At 46.4% G+C, this 14,667-nt stretch carries 14 protein-coding genes; all 14 read left to right on the forward strand.

The features are described from left to right. Positions 1-169: 169 nt before the first annotated feature. The 14 genes from JZI27_RS08775 (at position 170) to fliE (ending at position 14,644) form a co-directional block, all read left to right on the forward strand. Complete coding sequence (locus JZI27_RS08775) at positions 170-1,063, forward strand: AlbA family DNA-binding domain-containing protein (protein ID WP_280207318.1); 894 nt, start codon at positions 170-172, stop codon at positions 1,061-1,063. 39 nt (positions 1,064-1,102) lie between these two features. After that, positions 1,103-2,161 (forward strand): hypothetical protein, encoded by a 1,059-nt coding sequence (locus tag JZI27_RS08780; RefSeq protein WP_280207319.1) that lies wholly within the window; start codon positions 1,103-1,105, stop codon positions 2,159-2,161. A gap of 185 nt (positions 2,162-2,346) precedes the next feature. Beyond that, positions 2,347-3,507 carry an ADP-forming succinate--CoA ligase subunit beta gene (sucC, locus tag JZI27_RS08785; protein WP_280207320.1) on the forward strand — a complete coding sequence of 387 codons (1,161 nt, stop codon included), beginning with the start codon at positions 2,347-2,349 and terminating at the stop codon, positions 3,505-3,507. A gap of 43 nt (positions 3,508-3,550) precedes the next feature. Further along, entirely contained in the window at positions 3,551-4,453 is a 903-nt protein-coding gene (gene sucD, locus JZI27_RS08790) for a succinate--CoA ligase subunit alpha (protein WP_122907567.1), read from the forward strand. Positions 4,454-4,637: 184 nt separating this feature from the next. After that, positions 4,638-5,750 (forward strand): DNA-processing protein DprA, encoded by a 1,113-nt coding sequence (gene dprA, locus JZI27_RS08795; protein ID WP_251243431.1) that lies wholly within the window; start codon positions 4,638-4,640, stop codon positions 5,748-5,750. Between the two features lie 107 nt (positions 5,751-5,857). Further along, complete coding sequence (topA, locus tag JZI27_RS08800) at positions 5,858-7,936, forward strand: type I DNA topoisomerase (RefSeq protein ID WP_251243432.1); 2,079 nt, start codon at positions 5,858-5,860, stop codon at positions 7,934-7,936. Between the two features lie 33 nt (positions 7,937-7,969). Next, complete coding sequence (trmFO, locus tag JZI27_RS08805) at positions 7,970-9,271, forward strand: FADH(2)-oxidizing methylenetetrahydrofolate--tRNA-(uracil(54)-C(5))-methyltransferase TrmFO (protein ID WP_122907564.1); 1,302 nt, start codon at positions 7,970-7,972, stop codon at positions 9,269-9,271. Positions 9,272-9,344: 73 nt separating this feature from the next. Continuing rightward, positions 9,345-10,283, forward strand: a complete 939-nt coding sequence (gene xerC / locus JZI27_RS08810) for a tyrosine recombinase XerC (RefSeq protein WP_122907563.1) — start codon at positions 9,345-9,347, stop codon at positions 10,281-10,283. A gap of 16 nt (positions 10,284-10,299) precedes the next feature. Continuing rightward, positions 10,300-10,842: an ATP-dependent protease subunit HslV gene (gene hslV, locus JZI27_RS08815; RefSeq protein ID WP_122907562.1), complete on the forward strand. Its 543-nt coding sequence runs from the start codon at positions 10,300-10,302 to the stop codon at positions 10,840-10,842. Between the two features lie 19 nt (positions 10,843-10,861). Then, positions 10,862-12,259 (forward strand): ATP-dependent protease ATPase subunit HslU, encoded by a 1,398-nt coding sequence (gene hslU / locus JZI27_RS08820; protein WP_280207321.1) that lies wholly within the window; start codon positions 10,862-10,864, stop codon positions 12,257-12,259. A gap of 43 nt (positions 12,260-12,302) precedes the next feature. After that, positions 12,303-13,082: a GTP-sensing pleiotropic transcriptional regulator CodY gene (gene codY / locus JZI27_RS08825; RefSeq protein ID WP_122907560.1), complete on the forward strand. Its 780-nt coding sequence runs from the start codon at positions 12,303-12,305 to the stop codon at positions 13,080-13,082. Positions 13,083-13,453: 371 nt separating this feature from the next. Further along, positions 13,454-13,867: a flagellar basal body rod protein FlgB gene (flgB, locus tag JZI27_RS08830; RefSeq protein ID WP_280207322.1), complete on the forward strand. Its 414-nt coding sequence runs from the start codon at positions 13,454-13,456 to the stop codon at positions 13,865-13,867. A gap of 3 nt (positions 13,868-13,870) precedes the next feature. Continuing rightward, positions 13,871-14,329, forward strand: coding sequence for a flagellar basal body rod protein FlgC (gene flgC, locus JZI27_RS08835; protein ID WP_251243433.1), 459 nt, complete (start codon positions 13,871-13,873; stop codon positions 14,327-14,329). A gap of 18 nt (positions 14,330-14,347) precedes the next feature. Beyond that, complete coding sequence (gene fliE / locus JZI27_RS08840) at positions 14,348-14,644, forward strand: flagellar hook-basal body complex protein FliE (RefSeq protein WP_122907557.1); 297 nt, start codon at positions 14,348-14,350, stop codon at positions 14,642-14,644. The last annotated feature ends 23 nt before the right edge of the window (positions 14,645-14,667 follow it).

The following is a 14,667-nucleotide window of genomic DNA, read 5'->3' on the forward strand; positions in this document are numbered from 1 at the left end:
ATAAGGCGAGTGACACTCTTTTTGCCGAGTGTTCCTCGCCTTTAGTAGTTCTGTAGACATAGGTCTAAAGGAGACAATAGTGAGAAATGACTAGTCAATTAACAGATGATTGCGTTAAAATATGACCAACAAACGAGAGATGACAAATAACATAAAACGAGGGAATTTCATGCGCCATCTGTATTCGTTTTTAGCCGTTGTCCTTTCCCTGGATGATGTAGAAGTTCATTTTGACTTCTATCACCTGACAGCACGAGCCACACCTGAACGGGAATTGTTAAAGCATAGGGCGAAATTGCCTCGTCATTATTTTGATATGCTGCTGTACGCAGGGGTCCTTCAAGTAGAAAGCGATCCTCCTTATCAACCTTCTCTGAAGAGACCTGCTTCCATCGGAATGAACATCCGTTCGTTAGGGAGCAGAGTATTGTTTGACATGTGCTTTTCACCCCGGACCTACAAGCTGTGGCAAAACACAGATGCAGTCCTGGAAGATATCACTTTGCCGTCAGATATTTTTGAGGAGTACGTCTATCGTTTGGGTGCCATCAGCCGTTTCCGCTATTTGGGCCGAGTCGAAGACCCGCAGGTTGCGATCCAATTGGGTGAGAACGACATGATCGAATTCAAACGCGATTTCTTGTTATCCAAAAGTGGAATTATAAAAAGTGTAGTGGCCTTTGCCAATTCAAACAACGGAAATCTGTTTTTGGGGATCACAGACGAAGGGAGTATTGTTGGAGTCAATCATGAAGTAGAGCAATACGGAGACCCGGATAAATACGTGCTTGCCATAACACAGTACATCCAGGATAAAACGACACCATTTCTCACTCCTTTCCCTAAAATTTCCTTGAAAAAGGTAATGGATAAGTATGTTGTCATCATCTTTGTAGAGGTTTCCTCTGAACTGATTTGCGGACTTGATAAAAATGGGGAAAAGTACGTAGTCATTCGGACCAACAATCGCTCGGTGGTTGTAAAAGATCCGCATCAAATCGGCGAAATATATGTGAAGCGAAAACTTGGCAGTGAGATCAGCCGTCGATTGGGACTTCTGTAGCTTCAGTAGACAGAACACACGCGAGGGAGGCTAGATTGCATGAAATCGTCTTTTCGTGCTTACCTATTTCCACTACTTGTAGCCGGCTTAGTACTGACGGGATGTTCCCAGGATAATCAAGGGATCAAAACCGACATGAGAGGGAGCATTGAAACGGAATTGGGGGCGGTTGAAAAGGTGACCGTCATGTCAACGGATGGACAGGAAGTTGCACTGGAACTGCCTGTTTTTATGAAGGAACTCACGGAGCAAGGTCAAGATCTAGAGGTATCTACTGAACCGCTCGACCAGGGAGAAGTTCGCTTTACATTAGTACTGTACAGGAAGGATTTGGCACCCTTGGTTGTCCCTATCGGTGAAAAAGCCAGTCAGTATGGAGATCGTACATTTCGAGGAAATGGTGCAAAGACCTTTTACCAATGGGTACATAAGCAAGTAGGTACTGGTATTCTAGCCCAAGAGATGAACAACATCTACTTGTCGGCAGAGGACCTTTCATCGACCAAATTGTTGCAGGATTCAGAAAGAGATGCAGTCAAACAACTGCTGCGTTCTGCTGATCCCGAATTGGAACAGGGGGTAAAACAGTATCCGTTGCACCCGTATTACAGGATGCGTATTCACTCCAACGAAAAACCTTTGGAGGTTACGGTTCTAACGCCTACCTTGATCTCGATTCCATTTGGCAGGGAGACGCTCACTTTTCATGTAGAAGGTGCCCTTTTTTCCCAATTGACCTCCTGGCTTCCACCAAAAGAAAAAACGGACGATATCTACGAAAAGCTATTCAAGGCGAACAAGCTGCGCATTGAAAAAGCAGGAAGGACCGATGTTGAAGATCATGAGTACGATGTGACAACCACAACCAAGGAACAGGGGAAGGCACATCAGATCGTTCGCCTAATCAAAAGCGCTACTCCACTTCCTGATGCACCGAGTCAACCAGGAGAAAAACAGTACGTCCTTCATTTTGTTTCCAGCGATACGAAGCGCACGATCGAAATGTATCCTCTCACTTTTAAACTTGATCAATCATGGTTTTCTCACAATAATTTAGACCATAATATTCTGAAACTCCTTGATTCTTCTAGAAAATAACGAATGAACTCATGAAGATGAGTGTGAATGGTCAGGATATATGAGAAACATATTACTACCACTTTTGAAAGTTTTATCGTAGAATAGAAACTGTTGCACTGATAGTGGAGGAATTGACTGGGACAGGATGTTTTTTTACCAGTCAAATAGCCTGCCGATCTTTATCTGCCATAGGAGGATGGAGAATGAACATTCATGAGTATCAAGGTAAAGAGATACTTAAACAGTACGGTGTGAAGGTTCCGGAAGGACGCGTTGCCTTCACAGTGGACGAGGCAGTAGAAGCTGCCATAGCACTCGGAACACAGATCAATGTAGTAAAGGCTCAGATTCATGCAGGTGGCCGCGGTAAAGCGGGTGGCGTAAAAGTTGCGAAAAACCTCGATGAGGTTCGTACATACGCCGGGGAAATTCTGGGTAAAGTCCTGGTGACTCACCAAACTGGCCCAGAAGGAAAAGAAGTAAAGCGCCTTTTGATCGAGCAAGGTTGCGACATCAAAAAAGAATACTACGTTGGTGTAGTCGTTGACCGTGCAACAGGCAGCGTAGTGATGATGGCGTCTGAAGAAGGCGGTACGGAGATCGAGGAAGTGGCAGAACACTCCCCAGAAAAAATCTTCAAGGAAGTCATTGACCCGGTAACTGGTCTGAACGCTTTCCAAGCTCGCCGACTGGCTTATGCCATTAACATTCCAAAAGAACTGATCAACAAAGCTGCGAAGTTCATGATGAGCCTCTATCAAGCATTTGTTGACAAAGATTGCTCGATTGCAGAAATCAACCCACTGGTTGTTACTGGCGATGGTGAAGTAATGGCTCTCGATGCCAAACTGAACTTTGACAGTAACGCTCTCTATCGTCATGCTGACATCGTGGCTCTTCGCGACCTGGATGAAGAAGATGAGAAGGAAATTGAAGCTTCCAAATATGACCTCGCGTACATCGCACTCGATGGTAACATCGGATGCATGGTAAACGGTGCAGGTCTGGCGATGGCTACAATGGACATCGTGAAATTCTACGGTGGAGATCCTGCCAACTTCCTTGATGTAGGTGGCGGAGCTACTGAAGAAAAAGTTACGGAAGCGTTCAAAATCATCCTTCGTGACGAAAAAGTAAAAGGTATTTTTGTCAACATCTTCGGCGGCATCATGAAATGCGACGTCATCGCAAACGGCGTTGTAAATGCAGCGAAACAAATCAAATTGGACAAACCACTCGTTGTTCGCCTGGAAGGTACCAACGTGGAGCTCGGGAAGAAAATCCTGAATGAATCCGGTTTGAATATCGTAGCTGCTGAATCCATGGCGGATGGCGCAGAGAAAATCGTATCTTTGGTGAAGTAAATTAAGCGATCAGATACGTATAAAAAGGTGGGAAAAATACGCGATGAGTATTCTCGTAAATAAAAATACAAAAGTCATTACACAAGGGATTACAGGTGCAACCGGTTTGTTCCACACTCGCGGTGCAGTTGAATACGGTACACAAATGGTTGGCGGTGTAACACCGGGTAAAGGTGGCACTGAAGTTGACGGTATTCCAATTTTCAACACGGTGGCGGAAGCTGTCGAAAAAACGGGTGCAAATGCATCTGTAATCTACGTAGCTCCTCCTTTCGCTGCTGACGCGATCATGGAAGCAGTAGACGCTGAACTGGATCTCGTAATCTGCATTACAGAAGGTATCCCAGTTCTCGACATGGTAAAAGTAAAACGTTACATGGAAGGCAAAAAGACCAAGCTGATTGGTCCTAACTGCCCAGGCGTCATCACTCCAGGCGAGTGCAAAATCGGCATCATGCCAGGATATATCCATACACCAGGTAAAGTGGGAATCGTATCCCGCTCTGGCACGTTGACCTATGAAGCGGTACATCAAACCTCTACTCGTGGAATCGGTCAATCTACTGCTGTAGGTATCGGTGGTGACCCTGTAAAAGGTATGGAGTTCATCGACGTCCTGAAAATGTTCAATGAAGACCCTGATACAGAAGCGGTTATCATGATCGGTGAGATCGGTGGTACTGCGGAAGAGGAAGCAGCTGACTGGATCGCTGCTAACATGAAGAAGCCAGTAGTGGGCTTCATCGGTGGCCAAACAGCTCCTCCAGGAAAACGCATGGGTCATGCTGGCGCAATTATTTCCGGTGGTAAAGGTACGGCTGCTGAGAAAATTGCCAAGCTGGAATCTTGCGGTGTTCGCGTAGCGAAAACCCCTGCAGCTATTGGTGAAACATTGGTAGAAGTACTGACCGAGCGTGGCATGTTGGACAAAGTTTTGTCTAAATAAGCCATATATGTCGCAATTCAAAACGGACTGGCTCAGGCTAGTCCGTTTTGTTATGGCGTAAAATGCAGTCTGTTGTCGAGTCGTACGTCATCGATTTCGACGGATAGAAATATTTTTGAGCAGCTCGCTGTTATTCGTTACAATTGGAAAACAATCCAAAGGTACGAGCGGGGAGCGTGTAATCATGCAGTGGAATAGCGTGAACGAACGGGATATCTTGTACTTTTTGTTGAAAATTCCGGGTCTGGGCAGAAAAAGAATTTGGGCTATTTATGAGGCGTACGGATCTTTTGCAGCGGCGATGGACGAATGGGATTACCTGATTGATCAACTGAAGCTGAAGGAAGCAATGACTAAATCGTTGGGGAAAAGCTCGCCAATAGAATGGATCTTACGGCTTTCATGGGAGCGGATGACGGATGAAATTCAGTACCTTTGCTTTCTGGATCAAGCCTTTCCTCGTCAGGTTTCTCAGATTCCAGACCCTCCGCTCGCCTTTTTTTATCGTGGGGATCTTTCCTTGTTGCATGAATATCCTGCTGTGGGTGTCGTAGGATCGAGAAAACCAACACCATACGGCCGTGCAGCCTGTGCTCATTTCGCAAAGGATTTGGCGCAGAGGGGATTCGTCATTGTCTCCGGGTTAGCCTACGGAATTGATGGAGAGGCGCATGTAGCAGCGTTAAAAGCAGGAGGTAAAACGATTGGTGTGATGGGCTGTGGCATCGATCAGATCTATCCCACAGGTCATAGAAAGCTGTATGAGCAGATGGAATCATTCGGGCTCATTCTCTCTGAATATGCGCCAGGTACACCTTCTGTCCCTGGATTGTTTGCGGATCGAAATCGCATCATTAGCGGCCTTAGTCTCGGGGTTCTTGTTGTAGAAGCAGCAGAACGAAGCGGCTCATTGATCACTGCCGATTGTGCTTTGGAGCAGGGAAAGGACGTTTTTGTGGTACCAGGGCCCATTTTCTCAGAAATGAGCACTGGTACGAATAATTTGATCAAGCAAGGTGCAAAGCTAGTGACAACGAGCAAGGATATTTGGGAGGAGTGGCCGCACTTATTCATGGACAGCAAAACATCTATTAATATAGAAAGAACACGAAAAGTGTCGATGGATGATAGGGAGCAAGCCGTCTACGATCTGCTGACAGAAGAGGGTGTGCATGCCGATCAGCTTCTGGAGCGCGTTTCGATTTCCGAGCGCAAAATGCTGCATCAAACACTTCTTGTACTTGAAAGCAAAGGGATTGTGATTAGTTTGCCGGGTGGTTATTTCGCTCGTAGGTAATGACCAAAGTACAATCCTCATGCTGCCAGACGCGTTCAGATGTTTGACAAATCGGATAGGCATCATTAATAATAGGGGAGATTCCTTACTAAAAGGGGAGGAAAAAAATGGCTGACACGCTCGTAATCGTAGAATCCCCTGCGAAAGCGAAAACTATTGGGAAATACCTGGGTAGCAAATATATTGTAAAAGCATCTATGGGCCATGTGCGCGATCTTCCGAAGAGTCAAACGGCAGTTGACGTTACACGTGGCTTTGAACCGAAATACATAACGATTCGCGGCAAGGGAGACGTATTAAAAGCTCTGAAGGACGCAGCGAAAAAAGTAAAAAAAGTCTATCTCGCAGCTGACCCGGATCGCGAAGGGGAAGCAATCGCTTGGCATTTGGCACAATACTTGGGCCTCGATCTGGATCAGCCTCTTCGGGTTGTTTTCAACGAGATCACCAAGGATGCGATTAAGGAAGCATTCAAGCATCCTCGGCATATCAATATGGACCTGGTGAATGCACAGCAGGCAAGACGCATACTGGACCGTCTAGTCGGCTACAACATCAGTCCAATTCTCTGGAAAAAGGTTCGAAAGGGCTTGAGCGCTGGACGCGTTCAGTCTGTTACGGTAAAGCTCATCATGGATCGCGAACGAGAAATTCAACAGTTCGTACCTGAAGAGTATTGGACCATTGCAAGCAAGCTGTTGAGCATGGGCAAGGAATTTGAAGCAAAGTTTTATGGCTATGGCGAAGAAAAAGTAGAGCTTTCCTCTGAAGAAGATGTAAAACAAGTTTTTGATCGAATCAAAGACCAGAAGTATGTTGTGCAGAAAGTGACCAAGCGGGAGCGTAGACGCAACCCTGCTGCTCCTTTCATCACCAGTTCACTTCAGCAGGAAGCGGCAAGAAAGCTCAATTTCCGTACGGCCAAGACGATGAGGATTGCGCAAGAGCTGTATGAGGGGATCGATGTAGGAAACAAGGAAGGCGCTGTAGGTTTGATTACTTATATGCGTACAGACTCTACCCGTATCTCTACGACTGCACAAAACGAAGCAAAAGAGTACATACTAGAAAAATACGGACCTGATTATGTGTTGGCAGAGCCCCGTGCACAAACCAAGAATGAAAATGCTCAGGATGCCCATGAAGCGATTCGCCCAACTGCAGTCATGCGTACTCCGGATGAAATCAAACAGTTTTTGTCGCGGGACCAACTGCGCTTGTATCGATTGATCTGGGAGCGTTTCCTAGCTAGCCAGATGTCATCTGCAGTGCTGGATACCATGAGTGTGGACATCGAAGCAGGCGGCGTTGTTTTCAGGGCGACAGGCTCCAAAGTGAAATTTCCTGGGTTCATGAAGGTCTACATAGAAGGAAATGATGATGGCAACGAAGAGGAAAGCTTCTTGCCACCGATTGAAGAAGGTCAGGTTTTGGAGCTGCTGGATTTGGAGTCGAATCAACATTTCACTCAACCACCACCACGCTACTCTGAAGCCCGCCTTGTCAAGACGCTGGAGGAAAAAGGCATTGGACGTCCCTCCACGTATGCCCCTACTATGGAAACCATACAAAAACGCGGGTATGTTGCTCTAGAGGAGAAGCGCTTTGTCCCCACGGAGCTTGGTGAAATCGTCATTACTTTAATGGAAGAGTTTTTTCCTGAAATCCTTGACGTGGAATTCACGGCTAATATGGAGTCGGGTTTGGACAGCATCGAGGAAGGCGTTACCGAGTGGGTAAAAGTTCTGGATTCGTTCTATGGCGATTTTGCCAAGCGTGTTGCTTTTGCAGAAGAAGAGATGAAAGAAATTGAGATTAAAGATGAAGAATCCGATGAAATGTGCGAGCTGTGCGGAAGAGTCATGGTTTACAAGCTGGGGCGATTCGGCAAGTTTCTGGCATGCTCGGGATTCCCGGATTGCAGAAACACGAAAGCAATCGTCAAAGAAATCGGCGTGAAGTGCCCGCAATGTGAAACCGGATCGATCATCGAACGTAAATCTAAGAAGAGCCGGATTTTCTATGGTTGCAATCGCTATCCTGAATGTGATTTTGTATCATGGGACAAACCGATTGCACGCCCGTGTCCGAAATGCTCGCATTTGCTCGTGGAAAAGAAACGCAAAAAGCAGGGTGTCAGTATCGTATGTACCAACTGTGACTATCAGGAAGAAGCAGATTCTTGATCAGATTTTTTAAAGGCTTGGAGGATTAACAGCATGACACAAGCACCAATAACCGTCGTGGGCGCTGGCCTGGCAGGAAGTGAAGCCGCCTGGCAAATTGCCCAGGCCGGAGTCCCGGTTCGATTATATGAAATGAGACCAAAGACACAGACGCCAGCCCACCATACGGACAAATTTGCAGAACTGGTTTGCAGCAATTCCCTCCGCGCAAATGCACTGACAAACGCTGTCGGTGTATTAAAAGAAGAAATGCGTCGGTTCAGCTCCGTCATTATTGGAGCAGCCGACCGCTGTGCCGTTCCAGCTGGTGGAGCTCTCGCGGTGGATCGCCATGAATTCGCTGAATACGTGACCAATGCCGTCAGCACTCATCCATTGATTGAAGTCGTGAAGGAAGAAATTACGGAGATTCCTGAAGGGATTGTCGTAATTGCAACGGGACCACTCACTTCACCATCCCTTTCGCAGCAACTGAAGAATCTGACAGGTGAAGAGTATCTGTACTTCTACGATGCAGCAGCGCCGATCATTGAAAAAGACTCGATCGATATGAACAAAGTGTTCATGGCTTCTCGCTATGACAAAGGTGAAGCAGCCTATCTGAATTGCCCGATGACGGAAGAAGAGTTTAATCGTTTCTACGACGAGTTGATTGCCGCTGAGGCCGTACCATTGAAGGACTTTGAGAAAGAGATCTTCTTTGAAGGCTGCATGCCGATTGAAGTCATGGCCAAACGCGGTCGTAAAACCATGGTGTTTGGACCGTTGAAGCCTGTAGGGCTGACAGACCCGCACACAGGAAGAAAGCCGTATGCAGTGGTTCAGCTTCGTCAGGATAATGGTGCAGCTACACTTTACAACATCGTTGGTTTTCAAACCCATCTGAAATGGCCGGAACAAAAACGCGTATTCTCCTTGATTCCGGGTCTGGAAAACTGCGAGATCGTTCGATATGGCGTGATGCATCGCAATACGTTCATCAACTCGCCAAAGCTGCTGAAACCGACCTATCAATACAAGGATCGTGACACGCTGTTTTTTGCAGGTCAAATGACAGGCGTCGAAGGATATGTAGAGTCAGCTGCTTCGGGCCTTCTGGCTGGGATTAACGCAGCACGCCTGGCAAAAGGGGAAGAGCTTCTAGTCCTACCACCAGAAACGATTATGGGAAGTATGGCGCGTTACATTACGACGGCTGACCCTAAGCATTTTCAACCGATGAACGCAAACTTTGGACTGGTACCCGAATGGCCAGAACGAATTCGCAACAAACGGGAGAAAAACGAAAAACTTGCTGAGCGGGCGCTAGACATAATTCAGAATTTTACACAATAACGACACAATTTGCGTTGAAATCTGATTTTCCACTGTGTTACTATATAGGTGCTTCGAGGAGGGTGCATCCCATATGGATATTTCGCAGCAGCATGAAGCGGAGATTTCGATGTTTACTCGTTATTTGCGAATCGAAAAAAACGCCTCTCCTCACACGGTGAAGCAATACGTGGCAGATATCAGAGAATTTGTCGCCTTTATGGAACAGCACCAAATCACTGCATTTGCTGCTGTTTCTTATTTGCATGGTCGCTCATTCTTGGCACTCTTGGCTAAAAAGGGGCTCTCACGCCGAAGTATTGCCCGCAAGCTCTCTAGTTTGCGAAGCCTGTGTCGTTTTTTATTGCGTGAAGGTCAATTAGAACAAAACCCTTTTCAACTGGTCTCGACTCCAAAAATGGAGAAGAAACTCCCTTCCTTTTTGTATCCACAAGAAGTACAGGCGTTTTTTGACCTTCCTGACATGTCTACTCCATTAGGGATACGCGATCGACTGATCTTTGAACTGCTATATGCCAGCGGCATGCGCGTGTCCGAATTGGTCATGCTATCTGTAGATAATGTGAATCCGTCTATGGGAGTCGCTCTGGTTTTCGGTAAAGGAGCAAAAGAACGATATGTTCCGATAGGAAGTTATGCTTGTGACGTTCTTCGGCAATACCTAGAATATGGAAGAGAAAAACTGATGGCGGGTAAGGAAGATCACGGCTACCTGGTTGTGAATTACCGGGGGGAGCCATTATCGGATCGAAGCGTTCGCCGGACCGTAGACAAATATGTAGAGACCTATGCGCTACACCTGCGCGTGTCTCCTCATACGTTTCGTCACACATTTGCTACCCATATGCTGAACGGTGGAGCTGATCTGCGTACTGTTCAGGAATTGCTGGGTCATGTCAATGTATCGACGACACAGGTATATACGCATGTGACCAAGGAGCGGCTGCGCCATGTATACGACACCGCTCACCCTCGCGCGATGACGCGCGATTCCGGTTCCACCAAATCATGAACGGGAGGAATCCGATATGGAACAGTTTCACGCCACCACAATATTTGCCGTTCAACACAACGGTTCCGTAGCGATGGCCGGAGATGGTCAAGTCACCTTTGGCAACAGCATGGTCATGAAGCACGGTGCCAAAAAAGTAAGACGTCTCTACAGAGGCGAGGTATTGGCCGGTTTTGCTGGATCTGTTGCAGACGCGATTACGCTGTTTGAAAAATTTGAAGGAAAACTGGAAGAATACCACGGCAATCTGCAGCGAGCTGCTGTAGAACTGGCAAAGGAATGGCGAATGGATAAAGTTCTGCACCGACTCGAAGCGATGATGATCGTGGTGAATAGGGAGCATATCTTGCTCATTTCAGGAAACGGGGAAATCATCGAACCGGACGATGGAATCTTGGCAATTGGATCAGGCGGGAGCTTTGCATTGGCCGCTGGTCGAGCTTTGAAAAGGTACGCGCCTCATCTGAGTGCTCGGGAAATTGCAGAAGCATCCTTACAAACAGCAGCTGATATCTGCGTCTTCACCAACAACAACCTCGTCGTGGATGAGTTGAACTGATCGAAAGGGAGGTCATTGTGTGCTGAATTTTGAGCAGTTAACCCCGCGTAAAATTGTAGAGCATTTGGATAAATACATTGTCGGGCAGGCTCAAGCAAAGAAAGCCATTGCAGTAGCTCTCCGCAATCGCTATCGCCGGAGCCGGTTGCCAGAACAAATGATAGACGATGTCGTTCCAAAAAACATCCTGATGATCGGACCAACAGGTGTGGGGAAAACAGAGATTGCGCGCAGAATTGCAAAACTGACCGGTGCTCCCTTTATTAAGGTCGAAGCGACCAAATTTACCGAGGTTGGATATGTAGGACGCGATGTAGAATCGATGGTACGCGATCTCGTAGAAGCATCCATCCGCACGGTAAAACAGGAAAAGATGGAAGAGGTTAAGGAGAAGGCTGAAAAGCTGGCGAACGAGGCGATTGTAGAGGTTCTCGTACCTTCGCGCAAGCAGCAGAGCTCCTTTAAAAATCCACTTGAAATGTTTTTTGGTGGTCAGCAGCAACAGCAGCAGAATCACACCGATACCGATGAAGCATCCCTTCAGCAGCAAAGAAGACAAGTCGCTTGGCAGCTGGATAATGGACAGCTGGAAGACCAGGTCATCGAGATCGATGTAGAAGATCAGTCGCCAACCATGTTTGACATGTTCCAAATGCCGGGTACAGAACAAATGGGCATGCAAATGCAGGATATGCTGGGTAACCTATTGCCAAAGCGGACGAAGAAACGAAAATTGCGAATTAAAGATGCCCGAAAGGTATTAATTCAGCAGGAAGCGCAAAAACTGGTGGATATGGACGAAGTTACACAAGAATCAGTCCGACGGGCCGAGCAGCATGGAATCATCTTTATCGATGAGATTGACAAGATTGCAGGCAAGGATGGGCGCGGCCCAGACGTTTCGAGAGAAGGGGTACAACGAGATATTCTTCCGATTGTCGAAGGGTCCACCATTATGACGAAATACGGCCCAGTTAAGACAGATTATGTCCTCTTCATTGCAGCAGGAGCTTTTCACATTGCGAAGCCATCGGATTTAATTCCGGAGTTGCAAGGTCGCTTTCCGATCCGCGTGGAATTGACTAGTTTGAGAGTCGAGGATTTTGTCAGGATTTTGACAGAGCCGAAAAACGCTTTGCTGAAACAGTACACGGCGCTGCTGGAAACAGAAGGTGTCCATGTAGAATTCACGCCAGAAGCCATTCAAGAATTAGCGAAAATGGCAGCGGAAGTAAACCAATCAACAGATAATATCGGAGCAAGGCGCTTGCACACGATTTTGGAAAAGCTGCTGGAGGATCTCTCCTTTGAAGCTCCAGATATTCATCTAGAAGTAGTAAAAATAACCCCAGATTACGTTCAGCAAAAATTGGGAACAATCGCCGGAAACAAAGATTTGAGCCAATATATTTTGTAAGGGCAGAATGGGTGCAACATTTACCTTGGGAGGATAAATACCAATGGATCTATTGTCGAAAACAAGAAGAATTAATCGCATGCTGCAGAAATCTGCAGGGCATGCCGTAAACTTCAATGAAATGGCGCAAGTATTGAGCGATGTGATCGAAGCCAATACATTCGTCGTCAGCCGCAAAGGAAAATTGCTCGGCTTTGCTATTCACCAAGAAATGGATAACGCTCGTATGCGCAAAATGCTGGAAGAGCGCCGTTTCCCGGAAGATTACAGCCAAGGTCTCTTGAAAGTAGAAGAGACATCGGCTAACCTGGATGTCGACAGCCCGTACACGATTTTCCCGGTAGAAATGAAAGAAGTATTCCGTACTGGTTGGACAACGCTCGTTCCGATTATGGGTGGTGGCGACCGATTGGGAACACTGATTTTGGGAAGAATCAACGATCAATTCGTAGATGATGACATGATTCTCGCTGAAGTAGGGGCAACTGTGGTAGGAATGGAGATTCTGCGTGAGCGTTCCGAAGCGATTGAAGAAGAAGCGCGCAGCAAAGCAGTCGTTCAAATGGCGATTGGTTCCCTTTCCTACAGTGAACTGGAGGCGGTTGAGCACATTTTTGAGGAGCTTGAAGGAAAAGAAGGCTTACTGGTTGCCTCCAAAATTGCGGACCGCGTAGGTATTACACGTTCGGTGATTGTGAATGCATTGCGTAAATTGGAGAGCGCAGGTGTCATCGAATCTCGCTCTCTGGGTATGAAAGGTACGTTCATCAAAGTCCTGAACGAAAAATTACTGCCAGAACTAGAGAAACTGAAAAGCTCCTAAGACAAATGAAGTCCAGTATTATCATGCTATAAAGGCGTGGCAACTTCGGTTGCTGCGCCTTTTTTACTGGGTAAATATACCTACGCATAATGAGCTTGTGATATGCAGCTGGCAAATTTTGTAGAAAATAATAGGGTATAATATCCTGCAAGAATCTGACATTCACCAATATTTCATCTAAAAAACATCGTAATGACAATAAGGCGTTTGTTATTTAGTCCCATTGAATCATTTTAGGAAAGTACATGAAAAGGGGCTTTTTCCGCAATTGTGATTTTGCTATGATGATAACGAGCAAGATGTCGAAAATAGTGGAATAATCGGTGCATTTGTGGAAATTCCGTAAATTAGATCACATTGGGGGAGAAAACATGCTGGAAAGCTATCATTTGCAGATCCTAGAGCGATCGCTGGATGCTGCAACGCTTAGACATCGCACGATCGCAAACAACATCGCAAACATAGATACTCCTCAATTCAAAAGCAGTCAGGTGGTATTCGAGGAACTCTTGCAGCAAGAGTTAAGCGGTGTGGGAGGACAGCAAAAGCTGGAAGCATATAGAACTCACGCACAACACATTGCATTTGTCAATGCGGGAAGTCTTCCAATGCCACAGATTGTATCGAATCAAAATAACGTCATGCAAAACAATGGAAATGACGTTGACTTTGAATCAGAGATGAATCTCCACGCAAGAAACCAAATCTGGTACAACGGCTTGACACAATTTACGGCCGGTCATTTCCAAAAACTAAAAAATGTGATTCAAGGTGGGGGGAAATAGGGAATGAATTTGTTTCAAGGATTGAACACTAGTGCCTCTGCACTTACAGCCAATCGGCTGCGCCTTGATACGATTGCCGCCAACATCGCAAATGCTGAAACAACAAGAGCTACATACGTAAACGGGCAATGGCAGCCGTACAAAAGAAAAATGGTTGAATTGTCCCCAAAGTCGGCCCAGAGCTTCGACAATTTCCTGCAAGCTGCAGTAGGGACTGTAACGGGTCAAGGTTCCGAGCACGGGGTGCGCGTAACTTCGATTCGAGAAGACAATACGCCGCTCAAGCGCGTGTTTGATCCTACACATCCGGACGCAGATGCGGAAGGCTATGTTCTGAAACCAAACGTGGACTTCATGAAAGAAATGGTGGACTTGATTTCCGCCTCCAGATCCTACGAGGCGAATGTGACTGTTCAAAATGCAACGAAAAGCATGCTGATGAAAGCACTTGAAATCAGATAAGGTAGGTGAAAATAAAGTATGGACATCAATGCGATCTCTCAACTGAGTCCTATTCGGACACAAAATGTGCAGAGTGTACAAACACCTGCTGAGGTAACCAAAGGTTTTTCTTCATTTCTTTCAGACGCTCTGAATGATGTAAATCAAGCACAAGTAGCGTCCTCCAGAATGCAAGACGCATATGCCACTGGTAATGTGGAGCTTCATCAGGTTACGATTGCTAGCCAAAAAGCATCCGTCATGCTCGATCTGACCATGCAGGTAAGAAACAAGGTTATCGAATCCTATCAAGAGATCATGCGGATGTCTATCTAAGAGTTGTTGGTATCCTTCGAGAG

Origin of the sequence: Brevibacillus sp. AY1 (assembly GCF_029870785.1) — a bacterium.
GTDB classification, from domain to species: Bacteria; Bacillota; Bacilli; order Brevibacillales; family Brevibacillaceae; genus Brevibacillus; species Brevibacillus invocatus.